Consider the following 15,096-nt stretch of genomic DNA (forward strand, 5'->3'; position numbering starts at 1 on the left):
GTTTGTAAAGAGTAAAAAACGACGAGTTAAGCCCGCCGTTACTTTCAATCTTCCTCTTCATCAAAAACTTCATCAATCATGCATTTCTCTAATAAATACTCAAATGTAATATCTGCCAGGTCCTCAATTTCTTCTCTTTTTGGAACGTACCCTCTTTCAATTAGTCGCTCATAAAAAAACTCCGCAATCTCTTCCGTGTCAATTACGACTTCAATTTCCTTCATGAGCATCACTCCTTTATTTCTGTTTTATGAAAAAATCTCAAAATTATGTATATGAGATTAGAAAAATAGTTTTTCTTTTTTTATAAGTCATATCATGTAGGTAAAGGGCATACGATGTTAGTACAAGCTATCCAAAGGGGGAAATAATAATGGAATACCAATATGAAGTAGATCAAGAAGTAGGGCAAACAAAAGAAGAGTTCATGCATGAAGATCAATGGGCAGACTCTCTTATTAAATGGCTTTTTATTTTTTTAATAATTGTAGGCATACCTTATACTGCATATGTTGTTGTTCAATTTATTCTCTCTTTCTAGTTAACTATTTTTTCTCTGTCAATTTAACTAAATAATTTTGAACAACATCCATAACAATTTTATATTCTTCATCTTTAAATGTATCGAATAATAAATGATAATCATTATAAATATCTAATAACCCATCAATAATTTCTTGGCGATTCGTCTTTACACTTACTTTTTTCGAATTGTTAATCGACTTCAATTTTCCTAAATCCAATTTATTCATACCAGCTTTATCTTGTTTCATTTTCTTCAAAATTGCATTTGCCGTTTGTGCATTGGCAAGTAATGTTAAATCTGATTCATCAGCTTCTAACCATTCACCATCAGTAATTCGTGACAATTCATATATAGTATCTTCCCATGCATCATTTTTATATCTCCATACTTCTGTACGAAAACCAACAATACGAAAAACATCTTTATCATATCCAGTTACTTGCACGAGATCACCAAAAGTAAAGTTATAATTTAATTCAATCCACTCTGTGTCGCCCTTTTTCATTTCCTGCTCTGTAACATGCTGTAAAGTTTGTTCTACATAAAATCCATCGTGATTATTTACTTCGTATACGTAAACTCCATCTAAAACTTTCATATTTGTAACTTTCCCAACGGTTCCATATAGCGTAATCACGACTATGTCTCCTACGTTATATTTAGGTTGTTTTTTCCTTGCCATCAATATCTCTCCTTTTTTAAACGTCGTGATTTTGATAACAGTATATGCAACCTACATAAAAACGCTTATCACATAAGCTTATATTCATAAATTTTTTCAATAAAAAAGTAGAATTTGTATATAACTTAAAAAAGCTAGTATCTAAACTAGCTTTCACTTTTCATTTATGTTCTAACAGCAAGACGTATTGTAAATAAAAAAGCATAATGAATACTTCACTTCTTTCAAAGTAATGTATTCATTATGCTTTCATTTCCCTAAAACTTCATATCGTTATCTCTCTTGTATATATAAATCCCATGCATCATCAAATATAGACATACTTTCTAGCATTCCACTTAACTCTAAGTATGAACTAATTACATCATAGTCTTCAGATTGCTTCGGAAAACTTAAATCATCATACATCGCCTCTGCTAAATCTGATATTTCATTTTTAAATAAAGCTGCACGGTGCTTCATCATATAATGGTAAAATGTCTTTTTCAAAAATATTCCCTACCTTTCTAACTTGGGTACATTATACAAGGCAAAAAAGAAAAAAACCAGCATAAAAGCTGGTTAGAAGTCGAAATAATTCCTTTTTAATAAACGTGGTCTTCCCATCAACTCTTCGTATGTTAGTTGTTTTGGTAAATCTTTCGTATAAATTAAAAACAACTGATCTTCAATTTCTTTTACAGTATGGTCTGCTTGATAGTCCATTCCACATGAGGAACAAGTAATACATGGTGTCTCTTGGATTTCAATGGCTTTCGTACCATCTGGTAATTCCCAATATACAGTATTCAAGCTTTCTTTCGCTTCTGTACTGTCACACCACATACAATTCATACTACGTCACCCTCATTTTTTTTGTCATCATCTAACTTTGCTATTTGTGCTTGATATTTTTTATCTTTTAATTGATCACGCTTATCACGTTTATCTTTTAAAGAAGCATGCGTTTCATTGACTTCATAATCTTTGCGGCGATTCATACGTTGTAAATCATCTGGAACAAGATTAAATTTCTTATCACTCATCAATCCTGCAACGCCGATATCAGAACGTTTTTCTTCATAAGTCGGATAAATTTCTTTAAAGTAGCCTTCTGCTCTTCCTGGGATATAGTTTTCTGGTTCTGGATACGTTGTAATAACCCCTTCAAAGTTACGAAGAACAACTTTATCCGCACTTTGTGAAATTAAATAGTTTGGCTGAAGCGCAATTTTTCCGCCTCCGCCCGGTGCATCGACAACGAAAGTTGGTACTGCATAACCAGACGTATGTCCACGTAAGCCTTCAATAATTTCAAGACCTTTCGAAACTGGTGCACGGAAATGACCGATACCTTCTGATAAATCACATTGATAAATGTAATATGGACGAACACGAATTTTCACTAAATCATGCATAAGTTTTTTCATAATTGGAACGCTGTCATTAATTCCAGCTAAAATTACAGCTTGGTTTCCAATTGGAACACCTGCATTTGCAAGCATTTCACATGCTAGTTTCGATTCTTCTGTAATCTCAATAGAAGTGTTAAAATGCGTATTTAACCATACTGGATGGTATTTTTTAATAATGTTACACAGGTTTTCTGTAATACGCTGCGGGAATACAACTGGTGCTCTCGTTCCGATACGAATAATCTCGACATGCGGGATTGCTCGTAAATTCTTTAATACATATTCTAAAATTTTATCATTAATTAGAAGTCCATCACCGCCAGAAATTAAAACGTCACGTACTTGTGGTGTTTCACTAATATAAGCAATCGCATCATCTAATTGCTTTTTCGGTACGCCCATTCCAATTTGTCCACTAAAACGACGACGTGTACAGTAACGACAATACATAGAACATTGATTCGTTACTAAAAATAGTACACGGTCTGGATAACGATGAGTTAATCCTGGAACTGGTGAATCTTCATCTTCATGAAGAGGATCTTCTAAATCATATTTTGTTTTATATAACTCTTCCGAAATCGGTACTGATTGCATCCGAATCGGACAGCGTGGGTCATCAGGATTCATTAGCCAAGCATAGTACGGTGTAATGTTTAACGGGATCGTTTTCGTTGAAATTTTAACGCCTTCTTCTTCGTCAGGTGTTAAGTTAATTACTTTCTTTAAATCATCTAAAGTTTTGATCGTATTCGTTAATTGCCAAACCCAATCATTCCATTGTTCTTCTGTAACATCTTTCCATAATTCAATATCCTTCCAGTGACGATTTGGTTTGTATACATCATGTAACATTGCTATTCCCCCTTTTTATACGCTCATCCTTTATATAAGCAATAATTATGCCAACTTCATATTCTTGATAAGTAAATGCGAGAAATACCCTATTATATAAGAGAATAAATATTTTTAAGTGCTGTACTAAAACGCTATTTACTATCATATTCATTACTTGTTATATATGTAAACGCTCTTTTATTGGTGCAAACACACAAAAACCGCCGATTATTCGGCGGTTTTGTCGTACTTGCTCAGTTTATATTGAAGCGTTTGACGCGGAATACCTAACATTTTTGCTGCTTGCAAAATATTACCTTCCGTTTCAATTAACGCTTGATCTATTAATTCTTTTTCCGTTTGATGTAGAGCTTCCCTAAGTGGTAATATACTTTTCTTCTCCTGAATTTTCTCTTTCCGAAATGTTCTTGGCAAGCAATTTGCTGTTAACGAATTCCCTTCTGTAATAATGACGGCATGTTCAATCGTATGCTTTAACTCACGAACATTTCCAGGCCATTGATAAGCTTGTAATCTTTCTTTCGCTTCCTTATCAATTTGAAGTACACCTTTTTTATAACTTTTATTATATTCTTTCAAAAAGTAAGACGCTAATAACAGTACATCCTCAGTTCTTTCGCGAAGCGGCGGGATATATAATGAAAACACATTTAATCGATAGTATAAATCAGTGCGAATTTTATTTTCTCTTAAACATACTTCTGGAGGCTGATTCATTGCAGTAATAACGCGAACATCTACTTTTCTCGTCTTATTATCACCAATGCGACGAATAACTCCATCTTCTAATACACGTAGCATTTTTGCTTGTAAATCAAGCGGCATTGAATTCAGTTCATCTAAAAATAATGTCCCTCCATCTACAAGTTCAAATAATCCTGCTCGTTCGATTGCCCCTGTATAACTACCTTTTGTCGTGCCAAACAGCAAACTTTCTAATAGCGACTCTGGCAACGCTGCACAGTTTTGTGCAATAAACGGCTTATTTTTTCGTTTAGAAGCTTCATGAATCGCTTGCACAAATAGCTCTTTCCCCGTTCCAGTTTCACCATATATTAAAACATTCGCATCGGTTGGCGCTACTTTTTGTGCTAACTCTTTCGTCTGTTTAAAGCGGGAATCATCAGTTACAATTGTCTCGAATGCAACATGCTTTTTCACCGTTTTTTTGCTAGTCGATCGTTTTATTTTCGATTGTAGATCTACAATCGTATCAGTAAGCTTTTGAATAGTAGAATAATCTTTCGCAATTTCTACAGCACCAGCAATATTTCCATCTATTAAAATAGGTAACGTTGTATTGACCGTACAAACGTCTTCCCCATTTAAATTTTGGTAATGTTGAACTTGGTGTACGATTGATTTTTTTGTATCTAATACTTTCATCAACGTACTTGTTTCTCTGGATAATGACGGGAATGCTTCTAATAAATGCTTTCCTAGCACATTTTCAATTTTAGATCCATCATGTTTTGCAGCAACTGTATTATAAAAGATTGTAATCCCATTTTCATCTACTGCATGTATGGCCTCATCTATACTGCCCAAAATCGCTTCAATGACTTCCTGTGTCGAAACTGCTAGCAATGTCATCCCCCCTTTTGCCGAAAATCCAGCAAATTCATCGCCGAATTTTCGGCACCCTCTGTGAGATTATAAGCATGACGATTCCGTTCTACTATTTTGATGAAATGTGTATATATTTTTATTGCTTATTTATGGTTAAGTGACACTTTAATCAGTGGGGCTTTATTCACCCCACTGATTATTAACCCGACTCCCACCTAACTTCTTTGCTTTACAGCCGAATTTTGAGGCGGGAGTCTTACTGCTTTCGAATAGCTGGATAAATCTTTCACCCATATATTCATATCTTCCAACTTATCAAAAATGTAGCAATTATTCGCAAGCCTTCCCGTATATGTATAGCCTAATTGATGAAAGGCTGCATTCATACCGAAAGATAGCGAGCGAGCAATTGTATAAGAACAAAAAATAGATTTTTCTTGGAGCTCTTCCTCCAATTTAATTAACAGACTTTTCATGAAACCATGTTTTCGATATTCAGGTAATGTAGCACAATTCGTTAATTCTGCATTACCTTCTTTCACGTTCATTTCAGCAGATGCTGTACTAATAATTTTCCCCTCGAATTCATAAACATAGTAAATTGTATCGTCTTCCTTCATCGTCTGCTTTACATAATTCCCATCATTTAAAGGTGTCGGATAAACTTCAAATACTTTTCCAAAGACAATTGCTAATTCTTCCGCATCCTCTTCTGTCGCTTTTCTTAACACAAATTCCTCTGGGACTATTTTTTCTTTCACTTCTTTTTCTTTTACACCACTTAAAATAGTATCTTCCTCAGTCCAATGAATACTATTTCGTCTTTCATCATTATGATATTTCACGAAGAAGTGCGCATCGTGCCCTTGAAAATAATGAGGTATCGTTGCTTCCAGTAAGAAACCGAAAGAGAGCCATGTTGAAACATGCTCTCCCTTTCCTTTAATAATACATTTAGTGAAAGAATGTTTCTTTGCTAATTCATCGATTGTTTGTATGATGCTTTCAACATTTCCTGTATAGTGATCAACTCTAATACGTTTATTAAAATAATCTAAAACCCCTTCTACTGTATAATGCTTTGTCTGTTCACTAAAAGATTCATAGTATTTCATTTTTTCACCTCACACCAATCTAGTAATGTACATGCAATTATTTTTGCGGCAGCAATCATTTTATCAACTTCTATATATTCGTTTGGATAGTGTGCTACTTTCGTCTCTCCTGGACCAAATACTATCGTGGGTACGTTAGCGATTTGTGTGAACAAACCTCCATCTGTTCCCCATGGCGAAGCTTCTATAATCGGCTCGTTCCCTTCGATTTCAACAAAGTTATGTTGAAGCGTTGTAATAAGTGGATGATTTTCTTCTAGTTCACCAGGAACCCATCTAGCCCCAAACCATTCTACTTCTACAGGATTTTTTACAAACCAACTATCCACATCTTTTAATTCACCAATCCAGCCCTCAAACTCTTCTTTTGCTGCCTCTATAGTCTCATTCGACGCAATACCACATCTTCCTTCTAAAATTAATGAATCGGGAACAGAACTTGGCCAGCTTCCCCCTTCAATTTTCCCAACGTTAATTGGAATTGGAATCGGAATCCCCTTAAATAACGGATCTGTAATTCGACCATTTCTCTTCTCTTCTAATTTTCTCAAATGCTCTACAACAAACATACTTTTTTCAATTGCACTTACTCCTTCATAACGTGTACCACCGTGTGCTGCTTTTCCTTTTATATGTAGACGAAACCACATTGATCCTTGTTGTTTCGGAAAAAACTTCATATTCGTCGGCTCAGGAATAATAACGCCATCTGCCTTATATCCTCGTAAAATAGTGGCTAATGTTCCTGCCCCACCGCTCTCTTCTTCTATTACACTTTGAAAATGTATATCACCTTTTAGTTCAATACCAGATTCAATAATCGCTTCCATCGCAAGCATAAGTGAGACATTGCCGCCTTTCATATCTGTTGTTCCACGTCCATATATGCGGTTTCCTATTTTCTCTCCACTATATGGATGATGGTCCCACTGATTTACATCCCCTTCTGGCACGACATCAATATGCCCGTTTAAAATCATAGATTTCCCTTCGCCACTTCCTTTTAAAGTCGCTACAATGTTCGGGCTATCTGTAAAACTTATACGAGGTGATACGAAATAAGGGTGATCTTTCATTTCATTAAAAGCAGGCTCCCAAATATCAAGATTTAGACCTAACTCACGCAACTTTTCAATAACAATTGCCTGCGCACCACTTTCATCACCAGATACGCTCTTTTCTTGAATTAATCGTGTTAAAAATTTTACACTCTCTTCTTCATGACCCTCAATATAATCACAAACTTGTTTTTTTAATTGCTCCATATATTACAACTCCCCTCATTCAATTACTAGTAAATTTGAGCTTATATGAAAATCAGCTGTCGTATGTCGTTTTACATCTTCTACAGTATATGGACTCATTAATTCTTGTAAGACAAGTCCTCTTTGGGTCACTTCCATGACAGCCATGTCTGTAATAATTAAATCTACACATTTTTTCGAAGTTAATGGCAATGTACATTCCGAAACAATCTTTGCATTTCCGTATTTATCAACATGATTCATCACAACAACGACCCGCTTCGCTTTTTGCGCTAAATCCATCGCTCCTCCAATACCTGGAACGCGTTTTCCTGGTACAATCCAGTTCGCTAAATCACCATTTTCACTTACTTGTAACGAACCAAGTATCGTAACATCAAGTAATCCTTTTCGAATCATGCCAAACGCCATGCAGCTATCAAAATAACTTGCTCCTGTAATAAGAGATGTTGGTAAACCAGCTGCGTTACATAAATTCTCATCTTCATTCCCTTTACTTGGCGTTGGTCCCATACCAACAATACCGTTTTCTGCATGAAACATAACATTCATATCTTCTGGCAAATGATTCGGTACAAGCGATGGAATTCCAATACCTAAATTTACAAGCATACCATTCTGAATTTCTTTCGCTGCACGTCTTGCAATCTTATCTCTTACTTCTACGCCCATACCCATTTCCAATTCACTCCTTCCGATGGCACGATATAATTTACAAATACACCTGGGACGACAATTTCTTCTGGATCTAAACTTCCAAGTGGAACAATTTCTTCTGCTTCTACAATCGTTATGTCACCAGCCATAGCTACGTGAGGATTCATATTACGAGCGCTTTTATCAAATACAAGATTTCCAAATGGATCCGCCTTTTTCGCATATACAATTGCGACTTCAGCCGTTAAAGCTGTTTCAACTAAATATGTCTTTCCATTCATTTCAACTGTGCGCTTTCCTTCTTCTACAATCGTATCAACACCAACGTCAACTAAAATACCACCAAGCCCTACACCACCAGCGCGAATACGCTCTGCTAGTGTTCCTTGCGGAGAGAATTCAATTTGCAATCTTCCTTCATTTAATTGTCTTCCCGCATTTGGATTTGACCCAATATGAGAAGTAACTAAAGATTTAACCCTTTCATTCGTAACAAGACGACCGATTCCTACATCAGGAAATCCAGTATCATTTCCTATTAAATTTAAATTTGTAATGCCTTTATCTAAAACAGCTTGAATTAAAGATGGAGGGGATCCGATTCCTCCAAATCCCCCAAACATTAATGTCATATCATCATGGAACAAAGAAATTACTTCCTCTATTTCTTTTAATTTACCGAATGTATTTGTAATAGTTGTCATGCGATACTATGCCCTCCTTTTTGCATCATCTCTTCCACGCTCTTTACAAAAATTGAAAGTAATTCATCTAACTCGGAATATGTAGTTGTCATTGGTGGTGCAACAAGCAGTGCACTATCCTCTTTTCCTGCTTGCCCTGAAACAGCTTGGTATAAGAGCAGTCCATTTTTAGCAGCAACTGAAATAAGCTCCGATGCTTTTGTAAACGGTTGCAATTCTATTCCAATTAGCAATCCTTTTCCACGCACATCGGCAATGATTGTCGATTGTTGCTGAACTTTCTGCAAACCTTTTAATAAATACTCTCCCTTTTCTGCTGTTTTTTCAGGTAAATTATGTTTCTCCATATATTCAATAACAGCTAAAGCCGTTGCTGCAGACAATGGATTTGCACTAAGCGTATGCCCGCTCATTACAGAACGTGATCCATGTAAAATCGGCTCCATAACACGGTCACTTACTATTGTCGCTGCCATTGGTGTATAACCCGCTCCTAGCCCCTTACCAAGCGTCATAATATCCGGTTCTACACCCCAGTGCTCCATAGCAAACCATGCACCAGTACGACCAAGTCCAGTCATTACTTCATCCGCAATAAATAATATATCGTAATGACTACAAATATCTTTAATTACTTTATAGTATTCTTTCGGCGGGACAACCGCGCCTCCAGCAGCTCCGATAATCGGTTCAGCAATAAAAGCTGCAATATGTTCTGCACCAATTCGATCAATCGCTCTTTCTAGTTCAGTCGCACAAGAAAGTTGACATGTTGGATATACCTTTTGTACAGGACATCTAAAACAGTATGGAGCTGGAATAGTCGGATAATCTTCCAAAATAGAAACGAAACGTTGTCTGCGCAGTGGATGCCCAGACATAGATAAAGCTCCCATTGTAATCCCGTGATAGCTCATCCACCGTGACAAAATTTTATGTTTCCCTTGAATGCCACGCTCCTGAAAATGCTGAATTGCGATTTTCATAGCTGTTTCATTTGCTTCCGTACCACTATTCACAAAAAAGCTCCAGTTCAAATCTCCTACACATAAATCACTTAACTTCTTCGCTAATTTTTCAGCTGGTTCACTCGTAAACTGTGATCTATAAACGAAAGCGATCTCCTCTGCCTGTTTTTTAATAACTTCTGCTATCTCTGCTACGCCATGTCCAATACCTGCCGTAATCGCTCCAGACGAACCATCAAAATATTTATTTCCGTTTTGATCATACAAATACACACCTTTTCCATGTGAAATCATCGGATACGGCTGACCAACAAGTGGTTTAATTAAGTAATCGCGCATAGCGCTCCCCCATTTCTTCAATTTGTATATGTATATGAAGAAAATTGACGTTTCTTTCATAAAAAAGAATCCTCTGCAAAAGCAGTGAATTTATCAAAAAACTATTATAAAATATACAAATGACTGCTAAATATTATTTTAAAAACAGAAAATTCAGAACTTAAAATGAAGACCAACCTTACCTGTACGCTTAAATACCCCTTCCTGATTTAAGATAACTGCAAATTGAATATTTTTTTAATATAATATCAACTTCCCTCAATTGCTGACATTGTGTAAACTTCGACGGAACTCCCGTTATTCTCCTTCCTATTATCCTACTTTATATAGCATATTTTCAAACAAAATTCGACATTTTACTCCACCTCATTTATCGTAACTATTTCTTAACAAATAGTACCACCTGTTTAGAACAATAAAAAAAGAACCGATTAACCACATTAATCAGTTCGGCACGACGCTCTTTTATCGGTATTACCTTATCCAACGCATCACTAAAATTAATAGAAATACTCATAATACAAATCCATAATTCGTCCCACAGCCTATAGCACCAAATCCTCCATAACTTCATTCCAAATAACTATGGGGATATCCCCATCCCAATGGTTCCACTCCTTCCATCAAAGTCAAACTACCTTTCCTTTATAATTTATGTAGGACAATTATCGATTTGTATGTGTGTTTGCCTATAAATAAAAAAATCCCCATTTTAACTTTTCTTTCTAGAAAGGCAAGTTTTTTGCATAACCTCTTTCTAGCTTCGCATATATTTGTAATGATGATAAAGGAGGAATGTTCATGACTCAATCCGAAATTGAAAAATACGGCCAAGAAGCTGCACGTTACGAACAGCTCGCTCGTTACTATCAATATAGCAATCCTAAAAGATATGTAGAACTCTATATGAAATACTATGATGCAATTACAAAACTTGTACAAGCATATGAAAAGAGAGATTCACAAGAAGCGACTTTACCGTCACATATGAGAATCTTCCACACAGCTCCCCATACACCAGCAGTTGATATTATAATAAACGGACAAAAGGTTATTAAAAATATTTCTTTTAAACAATTCAGTCCGTATTTATCATTAGTGCAAGGTAAATACCGTATTGATATTGTCCCTGTCGGAAACGAAACTCCAATATTTTCAGCATTAGTACCAATAATGGGGAATCACACTTATACCCTTGCAGCGGTCAATAGCGATAATCATCTCCAATTACAACCCATTCTTGATAATACTCATTTACCATCTGGTCAAGCAAAAATACGGTTTGCACATTTTTCACCAGACACTCCAGTTGTAAATGTAAATTTAAAAGATGGGGATCATTTATTTGAAAATGTACTCTTTAAGCAAATAACAGATTTTTTACAAGTTAGCCCTGGTACAGCAGATATTGAAGTTTCACTTGCTGATACAAAAAAAGTACTATTAACCATTCCAAAATTCAACGTTGAACCAAATACAATTTACACAATTTCAATAGTTGGTTATTCAACTGAGGATCCAAAATTAGAGACCGTTATACTTACAAATTAAAACAGTCTACACCATTCGTATGGTGTAGACTGTTTACTTTTGAAACGTAATTTGAAATTCTGTCCAATCGTTATCCGAACGACACAATATGGATCCGTTATGTTTTTCTACAATTTGTTTACATACAAATAGTCCAATACCAGTTCCTAGCTTTTTAGTAGTTACAAATGGCTCAAAAATGGTCTCTACATTGTCTGCTGGAATCATAGGTCCATTATTTTTTATAACAATGCGAACAGCCTGGTCCTCTTCAAATACATCAATGATAATTTTCCGCTCTTCTTTCACCGATTCAAGAGCATCAATCGAATTCATTAAAATATTTAAAACTACTTGCTTCACTTCACTCCGGTAACCAACGAGTGGAATAGGATACGGCAAATTCTTTTCAATCAAAACATTTGCATTAACTAAACTTGGATATAAGAATTGTATAATATCTTGAAATAAGTCATTTACCAAAAAACGTTCAGATTCATTCCACATTTCTTTTTTCGATACAAGTAAAAATTGCGAAATCCTAAAATTTAATTGATCTAATTCATGTGAAATAATATCTAAATACGATAGATTAGGGTGATCTGTCTTCAATAACTTTACAAATCCCATAATCGAAGTTAGCGGATTACGAAATTCATGCACAAAACTAGCCGACATTTGCCCTAGAATCGTAAGCCTTTCTTTATGTGTTTCATTTATATATTGCTGTTTTTCTTCTAAATTTCTCGATATAATTTCTGAGTATTTTAAAACGGTATAATAAATTAATTTGTCAAAACAAGTATGTATTTTGGCCATAATCGGTTTCAGTTCACGAGCACTTACATCCAATTCGCACATCGCTTCAAAAAGTTCATTTCTTCCCACATTTGCATTGTAAACAAAATCTCCAATATTCGCATCTGCCCCTGCACGCTCAATGGCAATTTTCTCACATAATGGCTGAAGATAATTAATGTCTTTATCTTCCATAATAAGTTCGATAATTAACTCTAATAAATTCGCTCCATTTTGAACTACCTCTTGTTTAAATGGATCTTTTTCGGAAATTATCATTTTGTTTTTCCAGTTCTCTACGAATTGGTGCCTGTTGTTTTTCAAGTGCGAACAAAATACTTCTTTAATATCCTTATCGATTGGAAAAACCTCCATTCCTCCATTTCCATACGACGAATACCCTTTATATTTTGAATATTAACACAAAAAATACATTTCGTTAATAGATTTTTGTCACATTTTGTTAATTTCTGTTGATAAAATTTATTTTTCCTTTCTTATTTAAATAAGTTGTATTCCTATATCCCTTTCCCTTCTCATTTTTTAAATTATTTTCCTGTTCAAAACTACTTTTTTTTTGCATCCTTTTTAATTCTTGCGTACAATAAGAAGTGAAAGGTGTGAAAAATATGGTAAATAAAAATGTGGAAGACTATCTCCAAGAAGGCATATATGGCCAAAAGCAAAACAAACCAGAAGAACGTAATATGTACTTAACTACATTACGTGAGCGTGTAGAAATCGCTTTAACAATCGGTCAAGTAATGCAAAGTAATGTGTATACAGAAGTAACGGGTAACATACGTTCTTCTCAATCATTACAACTATTCCTAAATGGAAGCATTGCTTACCCACATTTATCAAAATACATTAAATTAGCAACTGAAAAAAATATTCCTTTTACAATTGTTCAAAATAAAGGTACTGAAACACCAATCGGTTTAGTACTCTCTTATAGCACTGCTGTAGATAAAGAACATATTTATGTCGAAGATGATATTTTCAAACAAGAAATGAAGTAAAAGGTACACTTGATTAAATGAAATCGTTCCGAGAAACGTAAAACAAACAATAAAAAACGAGTATGGAATCGTAAACATTTCCTGCTCGTTTTTTATTGCGGTGTTTAAGCTCGATCTACTTTATTTTTTAATACACACTAATTTCATTTCTGTCATTTCTTCTATTGCATATTTAATCCCTTCACGGCCTGTGCCACTCTCTTTCACACCGCCATAAGGCATATGATCTACTCTGAACGTTGGAATATCATTAATCATGACACCACCGACTTCTAATTCATCAATTGCACGCATTGCCTTACATAGATTGTTTGTAAATACACCTGCTTGTAATCCATAACGTGAATTATTTACTTGTTCTAAAGCCTCATCAAATTCTTTAAATGTATTTACAGTCATAAGTGGACCAAATACTTCTTGGCACTGAACAGATACATAATCTGGAACATTTGTTAATACAGTTGGTTCAAAAATCCTTGCATCACGTTTGTTACCACCGTATACAACATTAGCTCCTTCCTTAACTGCCTCTTCCACCCATGAATTTATACGTTCTACATCTTTTTTTGAAATAAGTGCTGATACATCTGTTTCTTCATGAAGCGGGTCTCCTACTACAACGTTTTCCATTGCTTTCGTTAATTTTGTAATAAACTCTTCCATTTTGCGTTCATGCACAAAAACACGTTGTACTGAAATACAAACTTGTCCATTATTCACAAACGCGCCCCATTTTACACGTTCAATTATTTCGTCTGTCAATTCAACATCTTCATCAATAATTACTGCAGCGTTCGATCCTAATTCTAACGTCACTCGTTTCAACCCGGCTTTTTCCTTAATTCCAATACCTACTTTCGGACTTCCTGTAAAAGTAATACTAGCAACGTTCTCATCTTTTACTAATGCCTCACCTACAACAGATCCAGGTCCAGAAATTATATTGAAAGCTCCCTTTGGTAAACCAGCTTCTTCAAATAATTCTACCAATGCATACGAAGAAAGTGGCGTTTGGTCGGCAGGCTTTAGCACAATAGTATTTCCAGCCGCAATTGCTGGGCCTACCTTATGTGCTACTAAATTAAGTGGAAAATTAAACGGTGTAATAGCACCAATAACCCCGATTGGTTGTCGAATTGTATACGCTATACGGCCACCTGCTCCTGGTGCAGCATCTAATGGTAACGTCTCACCATATATTCGCTTCGCTTCTTCAGCTGCAAACTTATATGTTTGAACAGTGCGATCTACTTCTCCCCGTGCAGCACGAATTGGTTTTGCAGCTTCTTTTGCGATAATCTCTGCAAACTCTTCTCTTCTCTCATCCATTTTTTGTGCAACCTTTTCTAAAATAGTTGCACGGTCGTATGCGGATAATTTTTTCATTTCTTTCATTGCATTTTTGGCCGAAACTATTGCTTCCTTAACGTCATCTTCTGTACCTTGCGCAATCTCCGCTAATGTTTCTTCAGAATATGGTGCATACAATGGTTTATACGTCTCTACTGATTTCCATACCCCATTTATATATAAATGTTTTTTCATAGCAGTTCTCCTTCCGAATATATGTATACAATAATACATTTCATTTATTTCACCTAGTGAAAGGTCTGACTTGTGTAATTGTATCATAGCCCTAATACATCAAAAAACATTTTGCTCAAAAAAA

Annotated in this window: 16 protein-coding genes; 3 read left to right on the top strand and 13 right to left on the bottom strand. The window is 35.3% G+C overall.

The genetic code is table 11. The annotated features are described in order from the left end of the window. Positions 1–44: 44 nt before the first annotated feature. The gene (locus ABH957_RS18605; protein WP_002012644.1) at positions 45–224 is read right to left on the bottom strand and encodes a YozD family protein; all 180 of its coding nucleotides are present in this window, start codon (positions 222–224) and stop codon (positions 45–47) included. Positions 225–373: 149 nt separating this feature from the next. Between ABH957_RS18605 and ABH957_RS18610 the strand changes: the two genes are divergently transcribed. Further along, positions 374–541, top strand: coding sequence for a DUF3930 family protein (locus ABH957_RS18610; protein ID WP_000456534.1), 168 nt, complete (start codon positions 374–376; stop codon positions 539–541). A gap of 4 nt (positions 542–545) precedes the next feature. On the opposite strand, the gene ABH957_RS18615 is transcribed toward ABH957_RS18610, so the two are convergent. From ABH957_RS18615 to ABH957_RS18660, 10 genes are all read right to left on the bottom strand, one after another. Next, the gene (locus ABH957_RS18615; protein ID WP_002012647.1) at positions 546–1,208 is read right to left on the bottom strand and encodes a hypothetical protein; all 663 of its coding nucleotides are present in this window, start codon (positions 1,206–1,208) and stop codon (positions 546–548) included. Between the two features lie 273 nt (positions 1,209–1,481). Further along, positions 1,482–1,697 carry a YozE family protein gene (locus ABH957_RS18620; protein WP_002085796.1) on the bottom strand — a complete coding sequence of 72 codons (216 nt, stop codon included), beginning with the start codon at positions 1,695–1,697 and terminating at the stop codon, positions 1,482–1,484. Positions 1,698–1,769: 72 nt separating this feature from the next. Continuing rightward, positions 1,770–2,042, bottom strand: a complete 273-nt coding sequence (locus ABH957_RS18625; RefSeq protein WP_002085797.1) for a YokU family protein — start codon at positions 2,040–2,042, stop codon at positions 1,770–1,772. After that, positions 2,039–3,457: a lysine 2,3-aminomutase gene (gene kamA, locus ABH957_RS18630; RefSeq protein ID WP_002012651.1), complete on the bottom strand. Its 1,419-nt coding sequence runs from the start codon at positions 3,455–3,457 to the stop codon at positions 2,039–2,041. Before kamA ends, ABH957_RS18625 begins: the two co-directional genes overlap by 4 nt. Before the next feature lie 210 nt (positions 3,458–3,667). Continuing rightward, positions 3,668–5,053 carry an arginine utilization transcriptional regulator RocR gene (gene rocR / locus ABH957_RS18635; protein WP_219302185.1) on the bottom strand — a complete coding sequence of 462 codons (1,386 nt, stop codon included), beginning with the start codon at positions 5,051–5,053 and terminating at the stop codon, positions 3,668–3,670. Positions 5,054–5,244: 191 nt separating this feature from the next. Further along, positions 5,245–6,144, bottom strand: coding sequence for a putative beta-lysine N-acetyltransferase (gene ablB, locus ABH957_RS18640; RefSeq protein ID WP_002085802.1), 900 nt, complete (start codon positions 6,142–6,144; stop codon positions 5,245–5,247). Beyond that, positions 6,141–7,409, bottom strand: a complete 1,269-nt coding sequence (locus ABH957_RS18645) for a peptidase (RefSeq protein WP_404511987.1) — start codon at positions 7,407–7,409, stop codon at positions 6,141–6,143. The genes ablB and ABH957_RS18645 overlap by 4 nt, the downstream gene beginning before the upstream one ends. A gap of 15 nt (positions 7,410–7,424) precedes the next feature. Then, positions 7,425–8,087 (bottom strand): CoA transferase subunit B, encoded by a 663-nt coding sequence (locus ABH957_RS18650; RefSeq protein ID WP_002127246.1) that lies wholly within the window; start codon positions 8,085–8,087, stop codon positions 7,425–7,427. Then, the gene (gene atoD, locus ABH957_RS18655; RefSeq protein WP_002085805.1) at positions 8,072–8,770 is read right to left on the bottom strand and encodes an acetate CoA-transferase subunit alpha; all 699 of its coding nucleotides are present in this window, start codon (positions 8,768–8,770) and stop codon (positions 8,072–8,074) included. The genes ABH957_RS18650 and atoD overlap by 16 nt, the downstream gene beginning before the upstream one ends. Further along, positions 8,767–10,077: an aspartate aminotransferase family protein gene (locus ABH957_RS18660; RefSeq protein ID WP_002136137.1), complete on the bottom strand. Its 1,311-nt coding sequence runs from the start codon at positions 10,075–10,077 to the stop codon at positions 8,767–8,769. Before ABH957_RS18660 ends, atoD begins: the two co-directional genes overlap by 4 nt. A gap of 801 nt (positions 10,078–10,878) precedes the next feature. Here ABH957_RS18660 and ABH957_RS18665 point away from each other — a divergent pair. Continuing rightward, the gene (locus tag ABH957_RS18665; RefSeq protein ID WP_002012659.1) at positions 10,879–11,628 is read left to right on the top strand and encodes a DUF4397 domain-containing protein; all 750 of its coding nucleotides are present in this window, start codon (positions 10,879–10,881) and stop codon (positions 11,626–11,628) included. A 33-nt stretch (positions 11,629–11,661) separates the two neighbouring features. Here the strand turns inward: ABH957_RS18665 and ABH957_RS18670 are convergent, their stop codons facing one another. Next, positions 11,662–12,780 carry a BA2291 family sporulation histidine kinase gene (locus ABH957_RS18670; RefSeq protein ID WP_002085809.1) on the bottom strand — a complete coding sequence of 373 codons (1,119 nt, stop codon included), beginning with the start codon at positions 12,778–12,780 and terminating at the stop codon, positions 11,662–11,664. Positions 12,781–13,034: 254 nt separating this feature from the next. Between ABH957_RS18670 and ABH957_RS18675 the strand changes: the two genes are divergently transcribed. After that, entirely contained in the window at positions 13,035–13,427 is a 393-nt protein-coding gene (locus ABH957_RS18675; RefSeq protein WP_404511989.1) for a YueI family protein, read from the top strand. A 120-nt stretch (positions 13,428–13,547) separates the two neighbouring features. Here the strand turns inward: ABH957_RS18675 and ABH957_RS18680 are convergent, their stop codons facing one another. Beyond that, positions 13,548–14,972, bottom strand: a complete 1,425-nt coding sequence (locus tag ABH957_RS18680) for an aldehyde dehydrogenase family protein (protein WP_002085816.1) — start codon at positions 14,970–14,972, stop codon at positions 13,548–13,550. Between the last annotated feature and the right edge of the window lie 124 nt (positions 14,973–15,096).

Origin of the sequence: Bacillus sp. RC242, assembly GCF_044908245.1 — a bacterium.
GTDB lineage: Bacteria > Bacillota > Bacilli > Bacillales > Bacillaceae_G > Bacillus_A > Bacillus_A mycoides.

Coding starts and splice junctions, on each gene's coding strand:
- ABH957_RS18605 (WP_002012644.1), bottom strand. CDS start 224: ATGAAGGAAATTGAAGTCGTAATTGACACGGAAGAGATTGCGGAGTTT.
- ABH957_RS18680 (WP_002085816.1), bottom strand. CDS start 14,972: ATGAAAAAACATTTATATATAAATGGGGTATGGAAATCAGTAGAGACG.
- ABH957_RS18650 (WP_002127246.1), bottom strand. CDS start 8,087: ATGGGTATGGGCGTAGAAGTAAGAGATAAGATTGCAAGACGTGCAGCG.
- ABH957_RS18645 (WP_404511987.1), bottom strand. CDS start 7,409: ATGGAGCAATTAAAAAAACAAGTTTGTGATTATATTGAGGGTCATGAA.
- ABH957_RS18675 (WP_404511989.1), top strand. CDS start 13,035: ATGGTAAATAAAAATGTGGAAGACTATCTCCAAGAAGGCATATATGGC.
- ABH957_RS18625 (WP_002085797.1), bottom strand. CDS start 2,042: ATGAATTGTATGTGGTGTGACAGTACAGAAGCGAAAGAAAGCTTGAAT.
- atoD (WP_002085805.1), bottom strand. CDS start 8,770: ATGACAACTATTACAAATACATTCGGTAAATTAAAAGAAATAGAGGAA.
- ABH957_RS18660 (WP_002136137.1), bottom strand. CDS start 10,077: ATGCGCGATTACTTAATTAAACCACTTGTTGGTCAGCCGTATCCGATG.
- ABH957_RS18615 (WP_002012647.1), bottom strand. CDS start 1,208: ATGGCAAGGAAAAAACAACCTAAATATAACGTAGGAGACATAGTCGTG.
- ABH957_RS18610 (WP_000456534.1), top strand. CDS start 374: ATGGAATACCAATATGAAGTAGATCAAGAAGTAGGGCAAACAAAAGAA.
- kamA (WP_002012651.1), bottom strand. CDS start 3,457: ATGTTACATGATGTATACAAACCAAATCGTCACTGGAAGGATATTGAA.
- ABH957_RS18665 (WP_002012659.1), top strand. CDS start 10,879: ATGACTCAATCCGAAATTGAAAAATACGGCCAAGAAGCTGCACGTTAC.
- ABH957_RS18670 (WP_002085809.1), bottom strand. CDS start 12,780: ATGGAGGTTTTTCCAATCGATAAGGATATTAAAGAAGTATTTTGTTCG.
- rocR (WP_219302185.1), bottom strand. CDS start 5,053: ATGACATTGCTAGCAGTTTCGACACAGGAAGTCATTGAAGCGATTTTG.
- ablB (WP_002085802.1), bottom strand. CDS start 6,144: ATGAAATACTATGAATCTTTTAGTGAACAGACAAAGCATTATACAGTA.